At 61.6% G+C, this 18,316-nt stretch carries 16 protein-coding genes; 13 read left to right on the top strand and 3 right to left on the bottom strand.

Features of this window, described 5'->3' with window-relative positions:
* Positions 1–32: 32 nt before the first annotated feature.
* From BM254_RS01135 to BM254_RS01105, 7 genes are read left to right on the top strand one after another with little or no spacing between them, the layout of a single operon-like run.
* Entirely contained in the window at positions 33–902 is an 870-nt protein-coding gene (locus tag BM254_RS01135; RefSeq protein ID WP_091997700.1) for a branched-chain amino acid ABC transporter permease, read from the top strand.
* Positions 899–1,846 carry a branched-chain amino acid ABC transporter permease gene (locus BM254_RS01130; protein WP_091997699.1) on the top strand — a complete coding sequence of 316 codons (948 nt, stop codon included), beginning with the start codon at positions 899–901 and terminating at the stop codon, positions 1,844–1,846. The genes BM254_RS01135 and BM254_RS01130 overlap by 4 nt, the downstream gene beginning before the upstream one ends.
* Positions 1,843–2,625, top strand: a complete 783-nt coding sequence (locus BM254_RS01125; protein ID WP_091997696.1) for an ABC transporter ATP-binding protein — start codon at positions 1,843–1,845, stop codon at positions 2,623–2,625. Before BM254_RS01130 ends, BM254_RS01125 begins: the two co-directional genes overlap by 4 nt.
* Positions 2,622–3,326, top strand: coding sequence for an ABC transporter ATP-binding protein (locus BM254_RS01120; protein ID WP_091997694.1), 705 nt, complete (start codon positions 2,622–2,624; stop codon positions 3,324–3,326). The genes BM254_RS01125 and BM254_RS01120 overlap by 4 nt, the downstream gene beginning before the upstream one ends.
* A gap of 45 nt (positions 3,327–3,371) precedes the next feature.
* Positions 3,372–4,055 carry a TetR/AcrR family transcriptional regulator gene (locus BM254_RS01115; RefSeq protein ID WP_091997692.1) on the top strand — a complete coding sequence of 228 codons (684 nt, stop codon included), beginning with the start codon at positions 3,372–3,374 and terminating at the stop codon, positions 4,053–4,055.
* A 36-nt stretch (positions 4,056–4,091) separates the two neighbouring features.
* Positions 4,092–5,555: an NAD-dependent succinate-semialdehyde dehydrogenase gene (locus tag BM254_RS01110; protein ID WP_281248023.1), complete on the top strand. Its 1,464-nt coding sequence runs from the start codon at positions 4,092–4,094 to the stop codon at positions 5,553–5,555.
* A 24-nt stretch (positions 5,556–5,579) separates the two neighbouring features.
* Complete coding sequence (locus BM254_RS01105) at positions 5,580–6,803, top strand: CaiB/BaiF CoA transferase family protein (protein WP_091997687.1); 1,224 nt, start codon at positions 5,580–5,582, stop codon at positions 6,801–6,803.
* Between the two features lie 41 nt (positions 6,804–6,844).
* Here BM254_RS01105 and BM254_RS01100 read toward each other — a convergent pair whose 3' ends face one another.
* Positions 6,845–7,636 (bottom strand): enoyl-CoA hydratase/isomerase family protein, encoded by a 792-nt coding sequence (locus BM254_RS01100; RefSeq protein WP_091997685.1) that lies wholly within the window; start codon positions 7,634–7,636, stop codon positions 6,845–6,847.
* A 155-nt stretch (positions 7,637–7,791) separates the two neighbouring features.
* Here BM254_RS01100 and BM254_RS01095 point away from each other — a divergent pair, with 155 nt between their 5' ends.
* From BM254_RS01095 to BM254_RS01070, 6 genes are all read left to right on the top strand, one after another.
* Positions 7,792–8,607 (top strand): ABC transporter ATP-binding protein, encoded by an 816-nt coding sequence (locus BM254_RS01095; protein ID WP_091997683.1) that lies wholly within the window; start codon positions 7,792–7,794, stop codon positions 8,605–8,607.
* A complete protein-coding gene (locus BM254_RS01090; protein ID WP_091997681.1) occupies positions 8,607–9,485 on the top strand; it encodes a branched-chain amino acid ABC transporter permease in 879 nt (292 codons plus the stop codon). Before BM254_RS01095 ends, BM254_RS01090 begins: the two co-directional genes overlap by 1 nt.
* 1 nt (position 9,486) lies before the next feature.
* A complete protein-coding gene (locus BM254_RS01085; RefSeq protein WP_091997678.1) occupies positions 9,487–10,530 on the top strand; it encodes a branched-chain amino acid ABC transporter permease in 1,044 nt (347 codons plus the stop codon).
* Positions 10,531–10,601: 71 nt separating this feature from the next.
* Positions 10,602–11,810, top strand: a complete 1,209-nt coding sequence (locus BM254_RS01080; protein ID WP_091997675.1) for an ABC transporter substrate-binding protein — start codon at positions 10,602–10,604, stop codon at positions 11,808–11,810.
* Between the two features lie 8 nt (positions 11,811–11,818).
* Entirely contained in the window at positions 11,819–12,628 is an 810-nt protein-coding gene (locus BM254_RS01075) for an ABC transporter ATP-binding protein (RefSeq protein WP_091997672.1), read from the top strand.
* Positions 12,625–14,427: an AMP-dependent synthetase/ligase gene (locus BM254_RS01070; RefSeq protein ID WP_091997670.1), complete on the top strand. Its 1,803-nt coding sequence runs from the start codon at positions 12,625–12,627 to the stop codon at positions 14,425–14,427. Before BM254_RS01075 ends, BM254_RS01070 begins: the two co-directional genes overlap by 4 nt.
* A gap of 8 nt (positions 14,428–14,435) precedes the next feature.
* On the opposite strand, the gene BM254_RS01065 is transcribed toward BM254_RS01070, so the two are convergent.
* Positions 14,436–15,383, bottom strand: coding sequence for a gluzincin family metallopeptidase (locus tag BM254_RS01065; RefSeq protein ID WP_091997668.1), 948 nt, complete (start codon positions 15,381–15,383; stop codon positions 14,436–14,438).
* A 103-nt stretch (positions 15,384–15,486) separates the two neighbouring features.
* Positions 15,487–18,261, bottom strand: coding sequence for a mechanosensitive ion channel domain-containing protein (locus BM254_RS01060; RefSeq protein ID WP_091997666.1), 2,775 nt, complete (start codon positions 18,259–18,261; stop codon positions 15,487–15,489).
* Positions 18,262–18,316 lie beyond the last annotated feature (55 nt).

Below are 18,316 nucleotides of genomic sequence, written 5' to 3'. Positions count from 1 at the left end.
ACGTAACCGGCCCTAACCTAATGAGGTAATCCATGTCTGGCATCGGAGCGGCGTTGCTGAACAGTCTCGATATCGGGCTGCTGCTATTCATCATCGCAGTGGGTCTGAATATCGTGTTCGGTGTTCTGAACATCATTAACTTTGCCCACGGGGCTCTCTACATGCTGGGAGCCTATCTGGCGTTCACCCTGATCAATCTTGTGGGAATGCCCTTCTGGGCAGCCCTGTTACTGGCACCAATCGGTGTGGCCATCCTGGCCGTCATCATCGATCGGGTGCTGTTGCGATTCATCTACAGCCGGGACGTGGCGGACAGCCTGCTGCTGACCTTCGCGATCCTGCTGATCATCAACGAGAGTGTCCGCACCATCTGGGGTAGCGGCATCCAGGTGGTCCAGCCGCCTCAGTTGCTGTCCGGCTCGGTGCAGCTGTTGGGCAGTTCCGTGGCCACTTACAGCCTGTTCGTGATTGTCATCGGCCTGCTGTTGCTGGCGGGGCTCTGGTACCTGTTCAATCGCACCCGCGTGGGTCGCATCATGCGCGCGGCGGCACTGGACCGGGACATGGCCGAAGCCCTGTGCATCAACACCCGCATGGTGGTCACCGGCGTGTTCGCCTTCGGGGCCTGGCTGGCCGCCGTTGGTGGCGTGGTGGCAGCGCCGATGCGGGCCCTGGACCCGGGCATGGGTGACAAGATCATCATCGAGTCCTTCATTGTGGTGGTCATCGGCGGCCTGGGCAGTTTCCCGGGCGCACTGCTCGGCGCCATCGTCCTCGGCCTGATTCACGGCTTTGGTGGCCGCTATCTGCCGGAAGTGAACCTGCTGCTGCCGTTCCTTGGCATGGCGCTGGTTCTGTTGTTCAAACCCAATGGCATCATGGGCAAGGGGGCGACCGCATGAAGACCAAGATTCTGATGGGCCTTCTGGCCGTGGTGATCGCGGGGTTGATTGCGGTGCCCTGGATTGCCTCCTACTTTTACATATTCATCCTCACCGAGATCCTGATCCTTGGCCTGTTCGCGGCCAGTTTCAACCTGATCTTCGGCTACACCGGCATGCTCAGTTTCGGGCACGCAGCCTTCTTCGGCATCGGTTCCTACGCCACGGCGCTGGTGCTGATCCACCTGGAGTGGCCATTCCTGGCCTGTTTGCTGGTGTCCATGGGCGCTTCCGCGCTGCTGGCCCTGGTGATCGGCTTCCTCAGCGTCCGCCTCAACGAGGTCTACTTCGCCATGCTGACCCTGGCGTTCGGCATGATGGTGTTCGCCATCGCCTACCAGTGGCGCTCCGTGACCAACGGCAGTGACGGCCTGGCCGGTTTCACCCTGGGCTCCTTCGGCCTTGGCCTGGACCTGACCCTGGGTAACCCGGCGGTCTACTACCATGTGGTGCTGGCCATCGTCGCCATTGCCGCGGTGGTGCTGTACCTGATCTGCCGCAGTTCCTTCGGCATGATCCTCAAGGCGATCCGCCAGAACCCGGAGCGGGTGTCCTTCGCCGGTCTGAATGTGCGTACCTACCGCCTGGTGGCGTTTGTCATTGCCGGTACCTTTGCCGGTCTCGCCGGTGGCCTGATTGCCCCGTTCCTGCGGGTGGCCAGTCCGGAGCTGCTGCACTGGTCCATGTCCGCCGAACCGGTTCTGATGGCCATTCTCGGTGGCACCGGCTATTTCCTGGGACCATTCGTCGGCTCCGCGGTGTTCGTGCTGCTGGAAACCTGGATCACCAGCTACACCGAGTCCTGGATGCTGGTTCTGGGCATCATCCTCGCGATGATGGTGATTTTCTTCCGTAAGGGTCTGCTGGGTACCGCCCTTGACTGGTGGACGGAGGTGAAGAAATGAGCAAGCCAATCCTGACCATAGAAAACCTCACCAAGCGTTTTGGTGGTGTCCACGCAGTCAACGGTATCAACCTGGAAGTCATGCCGAAGGAAACCATTGCCATCATCGGTCCCAATGGCGCCGGCAAGACCACCTTCTACAACATGGTGTCCGGGCGGATGCTGCCGACCGAGGGCAAGATCACCCTGGACGGCCAGGACATCACCGGGCTGCCGCCGCACAAGATCAGTCGGCTGGGGGTGTCCCGTTCGTTCCAGATCAACAACATCTTCCCTGAGATGACCGTTCAGGAGAACGTGGAAGTGGTGCTCTCGGCCTACCATGGTCACAGCCGCAAGCTGTTCAATATTGCCTCCCGAAATACCGGGATCCAGCAGGAAGCCGTGGAGTATCTGAAACGGCTGGGCATTGACGGTCTGAAGGATCAGCGGGCCGAGGTCATCAGTTACGGTGACAAGCGCTTGCTGGAAATTGCCATGGTGCTGGCAACACAGCCCAAGCTGGTGCTGCTGGACGAGCCCACCGCCGGCATGACCCCGGACGAGACCCGGCGCACCACCAAGCTGGTCAAGAGCCTGGCGGACAGTGGTGATTACACCTTCCTGATCACCGAGCATGATATGGACGTGGTGTTCAATCTGGCCGACCGCATCCTGGTCATGCATCGCGGCGAGAAACTGTTTGCCGGCACTCCGGAGGAAGTGAAGAACCATCCGGAGGTTCGTGTCGCCTACCTGGGTGAGGAAGAAGAGGAAGCGGTCGAGGAGGCCAACCCATGATTCTTGATGTTCGCAATATCCAGACCTTCTACGGCGAGAGCCAGGCGCTTCAAGGTGTCACGCTGCAACTGGACGAGGGCGAGACCGTGTGCATTCTGGGACGGAATGGTGCCGGCAAGAGTACGACCCTGAAAAGCATCATGGGCCTGACACCGCCGCGATCCGGCGAGGTGATCTTTGATGGCAAGCCTATCCACGGTCTGCCGGCCCATAAGATTGCCCGGGCCGGTATCGGTTATGTGCCGGAAGACCGGCGGATTTTTCCGGGCCTGACGGTGCGGGAGAATCTGGATGTGGCTGCCTACCAGCGCAAGGGCAGTGCCGCGCGCTGGACCGTGGATGGCATCCTCGATAAGTACGAGATGCTGGGTGAGCGGGCCGATCAGGATGGCGCCACGCTTTCCGGTGGCCAGCAGCAGATGCTGGCGGTGGCCCGGTCCCTGATGATCCAGCCGCGGCTGTTGCTGCTGGATGAGCCCAACGAAGGGCTGGCGCCGGTTATTGTGCAGCAGATCGGTGAGCTGATCGACGACCTCAGCAAGACCACCACCATTCTGTTCACTGACCAGAGCGTACAGTTCGCCCTCAAGCATGCCCGCAGGGCGTACATTCTTGAAAAAGGGCAGGTGGTGCACGAGGCACCCAGCGATGAGTTGCGTAGAGATCAGGCAACCCAGGACCGCTTCCTGTCGGTGGCGTGATCTGACTTATAATCCCCGCCGCAGGAGCAGACAGGCGTGGTACCAATGATTGAAAACTACGAGGCATTTCGCAACGAGCTGAGCATGTCCAAGGAGGATGTGGTCCGCGAGGTTTATCGCCAGAACAAGGACAGGATCAGCATCAAGAAGGAGGCGACGGCGGTCAAGAACCTGATCCGCATCATCGAGTCGACGCTGAGACTGGCCAATTCCAAGGGCTTCCATGCCATGACCCTGAGGGATCTGTGTTCGGACTCGGGCATGAGCATGGGCGGCCTTTATGCCTACATTCGCAACAAGGACGACCTGATCCACCTGATCCAGAGCCACGGCTTCACCATCACCCGCCGCACTTTGTTGCACTACACTGGCGAGGTGGATGACGTACGTGACAAGCTGTTCTCGGCGATCAAGGCGCACCTGTACCTGAGCGAACTGATGCGGGCCTGGTTCTATTTCTCCTACATGGAAGCGAAGACCCTGCCGGCACCGGAGAAGCGGGATGCGGTGGCCATCGAACTGGAGATCGAGGACATCTTCCTGGGTGTTATCGAGGACGGTATCGAGGCAGGCCTGTACCGGCCGAGGAATGCCCGGCTGGTGGCCTCGATGATCAAGGCCCTGTTGCAGGACTGGTACCTGAAGCGCCGGAAATACCGCGACCAGAATGTGGCCGTTGACGACTATGCTGCCTTTGTCAGGGATGTGATTGAAAGCTATCTGCTCTGAGGGCGATGACTCTCTCCTGTGAGGACTGTGATGAATATCAGTTTGACGAATCCGGAACTGCTGCGCGAAAGCGCCTATATCAATGGTGAATGGGTCCAGGCCCGTTCCGGTGATCTGTTGCCGGTGACCAACCCGGCCAATGGCGAACATCTGGCCAACGTGCCGGACATGGGCGCCGACGATACCCGACAGGCCATCCAGGCGGCCGAGGCGGCCTGGCCGGAATGGCGTGCCCGTCCTGCCAAGGAACGTGCGGGTATCCTGCGCCGGTGGTTTGATCTGGTGATGCAGAACCAGGAAGACCTGGCCCGGCTGATGACCGCGGAGCAGGGCAAGCCGCTGGCGGAAGCCCGGGGCGAGGTGGGTTACGGCGCCAGTTTCATCGAATGGTTCGCCGAGGAGGCCAAGCGGGCCTATGGCGACGTGATTCCGGGCCATGGCCGTGACAAGCGCATCGTGGTGATCAAGCAGCCCATCGGGGTGGTGGCGGCAATCACGCCCTGGAACTTCCCGGTGGCCATGATCACCCGCAAGGTGGCCCCGGCCCTGGCCGCCGGCTGTCCGGTGGTGGTCAAGCCGGCCGAGGATACCCCGCTGTGCGCCCTGGCCCTGGCGGTGCTGGCGGAAGAAGCCGGTGTCCCGCCCGGGATTCTCAACATCGTGACCTGCTCGAAAGCTCGGGCGCCGGAGGTGGGCGAGGAACTGACCACCAACCCGGTCGTCCGCAAGGTGTCGTTCACCGGCTCCACGCCGGTGGGCAAGCTGCTGATGCGCCAGGCCAGCGGCACGGTCAAGAAAGTGAGCCTGGAACTCGGTGGCAATGCCCCGTTCATCATCTTCGACGATGCCGATCTCGATGCCGCGGTGGCGGGGCTGATGGCCTCCAAGTACCGCAACACCGGGCAGACCTGCGTGTGCGCCAATCGCATCTACGTCCAGTCCGGTGTCTATGACGAATTTGTTGAAAAGCTCAAGGCTGCCGTCAGCAAGATGGTGGTGGGTGCCGGCCTTGAAGGTGACACCCAGCAGGGCCCGCTGATCAATGCCGCGGCCCTGGACAAGGTCCGGCGCCACATCGAGGATGCCACCACCAAGGGCGCAAAGGTGGCTCTGGGTGGCAAGGTGCATGCGCTGGGCGGTACCTTCTTCGAGCCGACCATCCTTACCGACGTCACCCAGGACATGCTGGTGGCCAGTGAGGAAACCTTTGGCCCGGTGGCACCGCTGTTCCGGTTCGACACCGAGGAGCAGGCGATTGCCATGGCCAATGATTCGGAATTCGGCCTGGCAGCGTACTTCTACAGCAATGACATCCGTCGCATCTGGCACGTGGCTGAAGCCCTGGAAACCGGCATGATCGGTATCAACGAGGGCATCATCTCCACCGAGGCGGCGCCGTTCGGCGGGGTCAAGGAAAGCGGCCTGGGCCGGGAAGGTTCCCGTTATGGCCTGGATGAGTTCATGGAGCTCAAATACCTGTGCCTTGGTGGCATGCGCTAACACGTCGGTTGCGAGGAGAGTCGGATGGCAGGCCCGCTGTCGCACCTGCGTGTGCTGGACCTTTCCAGGGTTCTGGCTGGCCCCTGGGCGGGTCAGATTCTCGGAGATCTTGGCGCCGAGGTGATCAAGATCGAGCGCCCGGGCACCGGGGATGACACCCGGTCCTGGGGGCCGCCCTATCTTCAGGGCGCGGATGGCAATACCGAGTTGTCCGCCTACTTCCTGACCGCCAATCGCAACAAGCAGTCCCTGGCCGTGGATATCGCCCATCCCGAGGGGCAGGCGCTGGTCCGCAAGCTGGTGGCCGAATCGGATGTGGTGCTGGAGAACTTCAAGGTCGGCGGTCTCAAGCGCTACGGCCTGGATTACGACAGCCTCAGGCGCATCAATCCGAAACTCATCTATTGCTCCATTACCGGCTTTGGCCAGGATGGCCCTTACGCCGCCCGCCCGGGCTATGACTTCCTGATCCAGGCCATGGGCGGGCTGATGAGCATCACCGGCCAGCCAGATGGCGAGCCCGGGGCGGGGCCCATGAAGGTCGGCGTGGCATTGACGGACATCATGACCGGGCTCTACGCCACCATCGGAGTGCTCGCTGCCCTCAGCCACCGGGACCGGACCGGGGAAGGGCAGTACGTGGAGGCCGCCCTGCTGGACGTGCAGGTGGCCTGCCTGGCCAACCAGGCCATGAATTACCTGACCACCGGCAAGGCACCGGCGCGTATGGGCAATGCCCACCCCAACATCGTGCCTTACCAGGACTTCCCCACCGCGGACGGCAACATGGTGCTGACGGTGGGTAATGACCAGCAGTTTGCCCGGCTGTGCGACGTGCTCGGGCACCCGGAATGGGCCAGCGATGAACGCTTTGCCACCAACCGGGCCCGGGTGGCCAACCGCAAGGAACTGATCCCGAAACTGAGGCAGGCCACCGTGATGCGGTCGACCCGGGAGTGGGTCGCGATTCTGGAACAGGCTGGCGTGCCCTGCGGACCGGTGAACACCCTGGGTCAGGTCTTTGAGGACCCCCAGGTACTGGCGCGGGGCATGAGGCAGACTGTCACTCACCCCAGCCTGGGCGAGGTGCCTACCGTTGGTAATCCGATCAAGCTGAAACTGACCCCGGTGGACTATCGCACGGCACCACCGTTACTCGGCGAGCAGTCCGAGCAGGTGTTGCAACGGGTTGCCGGCCTGTCTCCCGGAGAGATCGAAGCGCTCAGGGAGCGCGGTGTGATCTCGTGACCGCGGCAGTGCGGCTATTCAGGTACGGGTGCCCGCACCGCTCATTGCCCCCGGAATTGTGCCGGTCGCTTGGCGAGAAACGCGGCGACCCCTTCCTGGAAGTCCGAAGTTCCAACCGCCTCCAGGAAGGCTTGTCTCTCCGCTTCCAGGTGTCCGGAAAGGCTGCCCCCGAAGGCATCGTCCGAGAGCCGTCGGAAGGCGGCGTAGGCTCGGCTCGGGCCGTTCGCAACCTTGCGGGCAAGGTCGGTCAGGGCACCGTCAAACTCACCTTCGGGGGCAACCCGGTTGATCAGCCCCCAGTCCAGCGCCTCCTCGGCGGTCAAGGTCTGGCCCAGCAGCATCAGCTGACTGGCCCGACCGGCACCGATGCGGCGGTTCAGGAACCAGGTGCCCCCGCAGTCCGGAACCGTGCCGATGCCATCGTAGGCGACCATGAACCGGGCGTTGGCGTCAGCAATAATCAGGTCCGCGCCCAGGGCGAGGCTCAGCCCGGCACCGGCCGCAAAGCCCCGGACTCCTGCAATGACCGGGGCGTTCAGTTCGCGCAGGATCAGAATGGCCGGGTTGAGGGCGTCCAGCAGGGCATTGACGACTTCCCGGGCCTGTTCAGGACCGCCAGCCATGCTGGCGACATCCCCGCCGGCCATGAAGGCGCGGCCGGCTCCGGTCAGCACCACGCACCGAAGTCCAGGCTGGTCCCTCAGGGCTTTGGCGGCCTCCAGGAAGGCCTCGGCCATGGGAATGTCGATGGCATTGAGTGCTTCCGGACGGTTGAAGATCAGGGTAGCCACACCGGTGTTTTCGTCGAACTGCAGGATCACGGGGGAGGTCATTGTTGTTCCTCTTTTTTATCGGACCTGAACCCTGAATATAGAACACGGTTTTCTGGCGCGGGGAAGCTGCGTCGACTATTTTTAGGTCTGGACGTTCCAGACTCGTCCGGACCAGCAAATAACAACAATCATAAACATCTTGAGGCGTGTTATACGTGAGTATCCTCGAGGTCAGTAACCTGTCCTTGTCCTTTGGCGGGGTAAAAGCGCTGCAGGACGTCAGTTTCCGTGTGCCGGAGAATACCGTCACCACCATCATCGGTCCGAACGGGGCGGGCAAGACGTCGCTGTTCAACTGCATCTCCGGTTTCTACAAGCCCCAGCAGGGCACCATCCGCTATGAAGGGCGGGAGCTTTCCAGTGGCATCAAGCCGCCGAAACGGGCCGCCCTGGGGCTGGCCCGGACTTTCCAGAACATCGCCCTGTTCCGGGGCATGACCGTACTCGATAACATCAAGCTCGGTGCCCATGTGCACATGAAAAGCGGGCTGCTGGGTTCGATGTTCTACTTCGGGGCCGCCCGTCGGGAAGAGATGGAAGTGCGCCGGGAAGTGGAACACCGGATCATCGACTTCCTGGAGATCGACCATATCCGTCGTCAGCCGGTGGCCAGCCTGTCCTATGGCCTGCAGAAGCGGGTCGAGCTGGCCCGGGCGCTGGCCATGCGCCCGAAGGTGCTGATGCTGGACGAACCGGTGGCGGGCATGAACCGGGAAGAAAAAGAGGACATGGCCCGCTTCATCCTGGATATCCGGGAAGAGTGGGGTGTGACCGTGCTGATGGTGGAACATGACATGGGCATGGTGATGGACATCTCCGACCACATTGCCGTGCTCAACTTCGGGCAGGTCATCACCGAGGGCGAACCGGCGGATGTGCAGAAAAACCCGAAAGTCATCAAGGCTTACCTGGGCAACAGCGATATCGACAGCCTGCGCAAGAAACTCAATCCGGAAGTGGAGGTCGCCTGATGGACTGGTTGTTCTTCGGTGAAATCAGTCTGGCGGGGTTGGCCATGGGCGGGCTGTATGCCCTGATCGCCCTGGGATTCGTGATGATCTACAAGGCCACCCGGGTGATCAACTTCGCCATCGGCGAAATCATGATGTTTGCCGCCTACCTTTTCCTGGCGTTTGCCGGTGGTATGGAGCTGTCCGCCTGGATTGCACTGCCACTGGCGGTGATTGGCGGCAGTATCCTGGGCGGGGTGATCGAGAAGACCATGATCCGCCCGATGCTGGGGGAGTCCCCGATCTCGGTGGTGATGGTGACCATCGGTATCGCCAGCATCCTGGTGGGGCTGGTGGAATTCATCTGGACCGCCGATCCGCAGTTGCTGCCAAACTTCCTGCCCCGGGAACCGGTGTTTATCGGCCCGCTCTACCTGGCCCCGAAAATCGCCTACGGCTTTCTGATCGGTTCCGCCCTGTTGATCATCTACCTGCTGTATTTCCGCTTCTCCCGCGGGGGCGTGGCGCTGCGGGCCACCGCCTCGGACCAGGCCGCAGCCTACTCCATGGGCATCAACGTGCGCCGGGTGTTCAACCTGGCGTGGGTGTTCGGCTCACTCGCGGCCTCCCTGGCCGGTGTGCTGGTGGCCGCCACCGGCGGGCTTAGCCCGCAGTTCGGGATCATCGGTCTCAGTGTGCTGGTGGTGGTGATTGTCGGTGGACTGGACAGCATCCTCGGTGCCCTGGTGGCTGGCGTGTTCATCGGCTGGCTGGAAACCGTGGCCGGCGCCTACCTCGGTGGCGAATACCGGATGCCGGCGACCTTCGTGGTGCTGGCGGTGATCCTGGTTATCCGGCCCTATGGCCTGTTCGGCACCCACGAAATAGAGCGAGTATAAGATGCGCATCGGTGACGCAAAACAGACCTACGAGGCCGATGAGGCAATCTGGACCAGCAGCACCCAGAAGTTCTGGTTCGGCCTGTTACTTCTGATTCTGTTGTTGTTCCCGTTCATGGCCGATTCCTATCTGCTGTACCTGGGCTGCCTCGTGGGCATTGCCGTGATCAGCACCACCGGCCTTAATATCCTGACCGGTTTTACCGGACTGATTTCCCTGGGCCAGGCGGGCTTCATGGGGGTGGGCGCCTACACCGTGGCCTGGCTCTCCCTCAACACCGGCCTGCCGTTTCCGGTGACGCTGCTGCTGGCAGGACTGGTGGCCGCCGCCGTCGGTATTCTGGTGGGGCTGCCCTCGCTACGTGTCAAAGGGCTGTACCTGGCCATTGCCACCCTGGCGGCCAGCGTGTTCCTGCATTTCATCTTTGCCGAGTGGGAATCGGTCACCGGCGGTATGGGTGGGCTGAGCCTGGAGCCGGCGCATCTGTTCGGTCTGACCTTCCAGAGCGACTTCCGGATGTATTTCATCATCGTGCCGCTGGCGGTGCTGATGGTGTTCGCCGCCCGCAACGTGTTGCGGACCCGGGTTGGCCGGGCCTTCATCGCCATCCGGGACCGGGATATTTCTGCCGAGATCCTGGGCATCAACCTGCTGCGCTACAAGCTGATGTCCTTTGCGCTCAGTTCCTTTTATGCCGGTGTTGCCGGCGGCCTGTTCGCCTACTTCTATCGGGTCGTGACCCCGGAGAGCTTCCCGCTTTCCATGTCGATCTTCTACCTGGCGGCGGTGATCGTCGGCGGCATGGGGAACCTGCTGGGGGGCATTCTCGGTGCCGCCTTCATGACCCTGGTGCCGGAAGCCCTGAAACTGCTGACCGCCGCGCTGACGCCGTTCTATCCCAACGCCCCCGTGTTCATGTCGCCGATGCTGGAAATCATCTTCGGTGCCCTGATCGTGGGCTTCCTGATCTTCGAACCCCATGGCCTGGCGGAGATCTGGCATCGCATCCGCCGGTTTTTCCGGCTGTGGCCATTCCGGAATTAATCGTGTTTCAACGAGTCTTTCTTCGAGAGACCGTGCAACAGCAACAACAAGAAGCAGCAAGGAGAAGAAACATGTTCAGAAACATCCTCAAAAAAGGACGCAAGCTCGCCGGGCTTGGTGGCCTGGTTGCTGCGTTGACCGTAGCCGCCCCTGCCATGGCCCAGGATAAGGAGCCCATCGTGTTCGGTGGTTCCATCCCGCTTTCCGGTGTCTTTGCCTTTGCCGGCATTCACCTTCATGCCGGGCTCACCGACTACACGGACTGGATCAACAGCCAGGGCGGCATCAACGGCCATCCGGTGGAATACGTGATGGAAGACACCGCCTACGAGGTGGACCGTTCGGTGGCGGCCTTCAAGAAGATTTCCGGCAGCAGTTCGCCGGCCACCTATTACGGTGACAGCACCGGCTTCATGAAGGCCATCGCCTCGGAGCTCAACAGCATGGGAACCACGCTGATGAGTGGCGCCTCGTTTGCTACGGCGCTGACCGACAACGAGCAGTACCCATACCAGTTCATCCCCGGGCCCAACTATAGCCAGATGTTCGGCATCATCCTGGAGTACATCGCCTCGGAGGGTGAGGGCGGCGATATGCCGACCGTGGCCTTCGTGTACAGCGATACCGAGTTCGGCAAGGATCCCATCGAGAACGGCAAGGCCCGGGCTGCGGAGTTGGGCATCGAGGTGGTCGAGGAGATCGTCACCAAACCCGGCAGTGTGGATGTTTCCGCCGAGGTCCTGAAGTTGCGCCGGGTTCGTCCGGATTACGTGGTGTTCCACGGCTACGTGCTGTCGCCGATCAACGAGTTCATGGTGCAGATGCGCCAGATGGGTCTGGACACCAAGTTCATGGGCACCTTCTGGTCCTCGGACAAGCTGATCATCGACAAGATGGGCGCGGATGCCGATGGCTATATGGGCGTCATGCCATACAACTATTACGACAGCGAGGAAAGCGGCCCGATGCTGGATGCCCTGAGGGCGCAGGCAGAAAAGAGCGATCCTGACGCTGGCTACCGTCCGACCGGCTACATCCAGGGCTGGTTCAATGCCATGGTCTGGACCGAAGTGATCAAGCGCACCCTCGATGCCGGTAAGGAGCTGAACGCGGACAACATGGCCGAGGCGCTGGCTTCCATCAAGGACTGGGACACCGGTGGCATCATCGGCATTCCGGTCACCGTGAAAGACATGTCGTTCCCGGTTGGCCGCATCTGGCGGGTCAATGCCGAGGCGGGCCGTTACGAGCCGGTGTCGGACTGGATCCACCTCGACTGAGGGGCTGTATGGAAGCCTTACTGGAAATCGATAACATCGAGGTGGTTTACAACAAGGCGGTGCAGGTCCTCCGGGGCCTGTCACTGCGGGTACCGGAGGGCGCCATTGTGGCGCTCCTCGGCTCCAATGGCGCCGGCAAATCCACCACTCTGAAAAGTGTTTCCGGTCTGCTGACCCTGGAAGACGGTGAAGTCACCGCCGGCGAGGTGCGGTTCCGGGGCCAGGATGTGAAGGGCATACCGCCGGAGAAACTGGTGCGCAACGGCCTGTTTCACGTCATGGAGGGGCGCCGGGTGTTCGAGGACCTGACCGTCGAGGAGAACCTGATCGCCGCCACCTATGCGCTGACCGGTCGCAAGCCGTCACTGAATGACAGCTACGAGCTGGTCTACAACTATTTCCCGCGACTCAAGGAACGGCGCAAGCAGCTGGCGGGCTATCTGTCCGGGGGTGAGCAGCAGATGCTGGCCCTGGGTCGGGCGCTGATTGCGCAGCCGGACCTGATCATGCTCGACGAACCCTCACTGGGGCTGGCGCCGCTGCTGGTGGAGGAGATCTTCACCATCGTCGCCCGGATCAACCGGGAGCAGGGCACCGCCATTCTGCTGGTGGAACAGAACGCGGCAGTATCACTGGCGATCGCCTCCTATGGTTACATCATGGAGAACGGCAAGATCGTGATTGACGGGCCCACGGAAAAACTCACCGCCAACGAGGATGTCCAGGAGTTCTACCTCGGAGTAGGTGGCGCCGAAGGTGAAACCCGCAGTTACCGGGATATCAAGCATTACAAACGTCGTAAGCGGTGGCTCTCATGACAACACCGGCAGTGCCTGAACTCACTCTCCCACAGATGTTGCGGGCCCATGCCCGGGACCGGGCCGATCATCTGGCCCTGCGCCAGAAGGATTTCGGGATCTGGCAGGCCTACACCTGGCAGCACTATTATCAGCGCGCGTGTCACTTCGGATTGGGGCTGCGTGCACTTGGCCTCGGCGAGGGTGGCCATGTGGCGATCATCTCGGAAAACCGGGTGGAGTGGGTGATTGCCCAGATGGGTATCGGCCTTGTGAAGGGGATCTGCGTCGGTGTCTACCCCACCAGTCCCTGGAATGAAGTGGCCTACGTACTGGAACACAGCGATGCCGAAATCGTGGTGTGCGAGGATCAGGAACAGACCGACAAGGTGATCGAGGCCTGGCCGCAACTCCCGCACCTGCAGCACTGCGTCACCATCGATATGAAGGGCCTGCGCAACTATCCGGCGCCGCCCACGGCCTTCGAAGCCGTGGAAACCATGGGCCGCGAGTATGAAGCGCAACACCCGGACCTGATTGACCAGATGCTCGCCAGCCAGGCCATGGACGATACTGCGCTGATGATCTACACCTCCGGCTCCACCGGGCGGCCCAAGGGCGCCATGATCAGCTGGGGCAACCTGCATGCGGCGGCGCCGGGGCTGATTGAACTGCTGGGTGTCGACCGGCATGCCTCCAGCCTGTCCTACCTGCCGCTTTGCCACGTGGCCGAGCAGGCACTGACCAACATTGCGCCGATGTATGTGGGCAGCACCGTGAGTTTCGGGGAAAGCCTGCGGACCGTGCAGGAGGATCTCCGGGAAATCGCTCCGACTTTTTTCCTGGGTGTGCCCAGGATCTGGGAAAAGCTGCATTCCGCCATCTACATCAAGATCCAGGAGACGGGGCGCCTGCGCCAGGCCCTTTTCAATTGGGCGATGCGGGCCTGTGAGCCGATGGCCACCAAAAACCGTGGGCAATGGACCCTGAAGGAAAAACTGGTTTACGGGGTCAGCTACTGGCTGATCTTCCGGGCCCTGCAAAACTACATCGGCCTGCGCCGCTGTCACATTGCCCTGACCGGCGCGGCACCTATTTCCACCGGTATCCTGTCGTTCTTCCGGACCATTGGCATTCCCCTGGTGGAGGTCTATGGTCAGACGGAAAGTACCGGCGTTGCCACCGCCCAGCCCCTGGACGACATCCGGCTCGGTACCGTGGGCGTGGCGATCAGGGGGGTCGAGGTCAAGCTCGGGGAGCAGGACGAAATCCTCATGCGTGGCGGCAGCATGTTCAAGGGCTATTACAAGAATGATGAGGCCACTGCGTCAACACTTAAGGACGGCTGGCTCCATACCGGCGATGTGGGTGAATGGCGTGACGGCCAAATCAGGATCGTCGACCGTCTCAAAGACATCATGATCACCGCCGGCGGCAAGAACCTGTCGCCCACCGAGATCGAGAACACCATCAAGGCCAGCCCCTACATCAAGGAGTGCATCGTGGTCGGGGAGGCGCGCAAGTACGTCTCGGCCCTGATCCAGATCGATTTCGAAACCGTGGCCAAGTGGGCGGAGCAGGAGCGGATTCCCTACACCACCTTCCGCAGCCTGGCCGAGCACGAACAGGTCAATGACCTGATCCGCGCCGAAATCGAGAAGGGTAATGACCAGCTGCCCCAGGTGGCGCAGATCAAACGCTTCCACCTGCTGACCAAGGAACTCGACCACGACGACGATGAAGTGACGGCGACCATGAAGGTGCGCCGCAGCAACATCTACGAAAAATACATTGATGTGATCGAGTCGCTGTACGCCTGAGGCGACTCTCAGTAACTGTCATTCAGCAGCTGGTGGTATTCCGTCTTGAAGCGCTCCAGGCTCAGGTAACGGTTCCGGTGGTCCACCAGCCCGGCGGCGTTGAAGGCTTCGACAAAGGCTTCGGATTCGCCGGAATAGACCGTGCCGTCCAGGCCCTCCCAATCCGCGAACTGGACAAGATCCAGAAGTACCGTCAGGGCCAGTTGGCCGTTGGCTTCTTCCAGGTAGTCGTAGGCGAGGGCGTAGTGTTCGAAGCGGTAGTCGGCGGTGGTGGCGTCGTAGACCGTGACATCCAGCAGCGGATCGTAATCATAGTGCTGGTAGACCGGCGCAATGGGCTCGCCGGCCACCACCGCCGCCTGGCCTTCGGCAAACCACAGGGGCAGGAGCGAATCCCGCGCCTGATAACGGCTCAGGTTTTCCTGGACGTAGTGGGCCAGTTCATGGGTGATGATCCGGTCGGTGTCGTAGGGCCACTGGCTGGCATAGGGCATGATGCTGACGGCCGCAACCGATGCGGACGCAAACTCGGTTCGGGAAACGGTCGGGCTCAGGCAACCAATCAGCCGGTCCGGGTAGCGAACCGCGGTGCTCCGATCGTCGACAAACTCCGGCCAGCGCAGCTGGAACCGGCTCAGCACTCCATCAATGCGCCGCTCCAGTTCGGTTGCCGCCGCCCGGAAGTCGGTTTCGCTGTAGGCGGATGAACCGTAGACCCGGACCCGGCCGCTCTCGGTTTCAAAATACAGGTTATCGTCGACACAGACTTCCGCTGCCGCGTCCAGGCTCCAGGAATCGTCCGGGAAGTCATCTCCGGTGTCACCCACGTAGAGGAAGAAACCGGGGGTATAGGAATCCCGGTCCCAGTCGTCATCATAACCTTCGGACACCGTCACCTTGCAGCCTGAGAGCAAGACAACGGCAAGGCCTGTGAGTACTGCTGCGGTTCTGTTCATCCCGACCCCCGGCGATATTGTTGTTACCCGCTATCTTCTCAGAGCGGGTAACGGAATGCCGTCAACCGGTGTAAAGATCCGGTAAATGCCGTTCCCCCGAGCCTTATTCCGGATCATTCGCCTGCTCCTTGGGCGAATCCTCAGCCCTGCCCGGGAATGAGCCCGTAGCGGTGCGGATGTGAATATCCCGCTGCGGGAAGGGGATCTCGATCCCTGCCTCCCGCAGCGACCGGGTGATGGTTGCGTGCAGCTCGTGAGACAGCAGCATGATGTCGTTGATGTCGCGCACGAACACCCGGATCTCGAAGTCCACGCTGCTGTCGCCGAGGCCAACGCAGAACACCGCCGGCGCCGGATCGTCTACCACCCGTTCGTTGTCGGTGGCTATCCGGAACAGCAGTTCCTGAACCTTGTCCACGTCGGAGCCATAGGCGACGGCAACCCGGACGATGACCCGGGTAATGGCGTCGGTCAGGGTCCAGTTGGTCAGGTCCTGGGTGACAAAGGTCTTGTTGGGAATGATCTGTTCCTTGCGATCCCAGTCCACCAGGGTAGTCGCCCGGATGCGGATCCGGGAGACGGTGCCGGTGATGCCGCCAATGGTGACAGTATCCCCGACCCGGATCGGCCGCTCGAACAGCAGGATCAGGCCCGAGACGAAGTTTGCCACGATCTCCTGCAGACCAAAGCCCAGCCCCACACCGAGGGCCGCCACCAGCCACTGCAGTTTCGACCACTGCAAGCCCAGCACCCCGAGCGCGGCGATGATGCCGATAAAGACGATGATGTAGGTGGCCATGGTGGTGATGGCGTAACCGACCCCAGGCTCCAGCCGCAGCCGGCTCAGGAACATGACTTCCAGGGTGCCCGGCAGGTTGCGTGCCGCCAGTACGGTACCTGCGCCGACCGCAAGCGCGAGCATCAGGTCACCGAGGTTGATGGGCACGGGATCTTCCCCTTCGACCCCGGCATCGATGCTCCAGAGGGTGATGGCGTCGAAGATGCCCAGGGCCGGGAATACGTCGTCCCACAGCATCCAGAGGCCGATGCCGGCGACCACCAGGGACAGGGTGCGAAGCAGGGTTTCGCTCTGCTGACTGATGGCATTCATATCCTGCCGGGGCGATTCGAAGCTTGCCGGCATGGCTTCACCGGTGGATTCTGCCGCTTCACGGGCTTCAGCCAGCTTGCGTTCGGCCTCGCGCTCTTCGAGGCGTCTTACCAGAGCCATACGCCGTTCCCGGACGGTCAGCCCCCGCAAGCCGAGATAATGCAGCAGGATGACGAAGGCGAGCCAGCAGATGCTGATGAACATCAGGCCTTCAAGGCGTACCGCACTGTAGTGGTAACCCCAAACCGAGAGCACTGCCAGCATGGGGGGTACCGCAACAGCCACGACATGCAGGATTCTAAGTGCGCGACGTCCCCGCTGATCCTGGCGCACAGCGGACATGAACTGGTGGGCAAACCAGGCCAGAGCCAGTGACGCGATGGCAAAGAGAACCCGTCCGAGGCTGTCGCTGTAGGCCGATCCCTCAGGCAGTGCCATGGCGGGCATGATGATGACGATGGGCGTCAGGACCCAGAGCAGCAGTGGAATCTCTCTGCGAAGGGCCTGAAGCGTGTTGGGGTTCCACTGGAAGTGACGTTCCCCCAGACCACCGGGATAGGCAACGGTATACACGCTCCGCAACAGCAGCATCGTGAACGCGGCGTTGGAAAAGCCCCGGGACAAGGCATGCAGGAATTCGTTGCCTTCATCCAGCAGCAGGGAGGCGATGCCCAGAGCGATCACCGCGGGCAGGGCCCGCAACAGGCTGAGCAGGCTGGCGTAGAGGGTCAGGTTCCAGTGGTCCTTGCCGACGTCACCCACATCCGCCCCGGAGTCGGTCAGGGCCTGGCGGAATGCCTTCCGCCGGACAGACAGGAAGATCAGCAGGGCCAGCAGCAGGGTGATTTCTGGCCAGTGCTCGTCAAGAGAGTCTTTGATGCCCTCCTGCAACGAGGTCCATTCCAGACCCGAAACCAGCCACCGGACACCTTCGAACAGCTTACCGAAGGTATCCAGACCCATGGTTTCGGTACTTGGTAGCCAGAACAGGCGCTGCTGGAGCAGCTCCTTGTACGCTTCCAGCCGGTCCTGCAGTTCGGCGACGGTGTTGTAATAATCGTTCAGCACTTCGATGTGCTCGGTGACCACGCCGTGCAACTGGCGGAGCAGCTGCGAACGCCGGACTTCCAGCTGGCCCCGGATGTCGTCGGTGGGATTGATCACCGCCTCGAATTCCTCAAGACGCAGTTGTTCTTCTCGAGCCGCGGAGAGCTGGGCGGTAATACCCTGGGTAAGGCCGGCAGCAATGGTCTGGCTGCGCAGGCGTTCCAGTCGCTGGCGCAGCAGGTTGGCGTAATCATCGGTGAGGTTCAGCCCGGCTCGTTCCAGCCGTAGCTGGAAGCTCTCGTATTCATTGTCCAGCCGATTAAGCAAAGACCCGGCAAACTCCAGCCGTTCCTGGCTGGTACCCAGTGCCTGCTGGCGGGTATTGAGGGCTTCCTCCAGCTTCTGGATCTGCTGGCGGATGTCTTCGGTCTCCGGCGCCGGCAGCTGGCTTTCCAGCGGCTCCTCGAGCGCTTCGATTTCCGGTTTTACCGGAGTGGGAGAGGGTTCGGGCTCCTTCTCCTCTTCTTCAGGCGCCTTCTCGTCCCCGGCCTTATCTTCGCCGTTCTCGCTTTCCTCCTCTTGCACGGGGGGCTGCTGCTCGGTCTGGGTCTGTACTGGGGGAAGCAGGTCGTCCAGGGCGGCAGTCATCTGTTGGGCGGCAACCCCACTGGTCCAGAAGGCCAGGGAGCAAAGCAACAGGAGAAGAACGCGAATAGTCATGGATGAAAGGAGATCCCGCACGAGTTTCCGATAGTGTAGCCAGAATACCGGGTGG

This window comes from Marinobacter pelagius (assembly GCF_900114925.1).
GTDB lineage: Bacteria > Pseudomonadota > Gammaproteobacteria > Pseudomonadales > Oleiphilaceae > Marinobacter > Marinobacter pelagius.
This window is presented reverse-complemented; position numbering and strand designations above follow the sequence as displayed.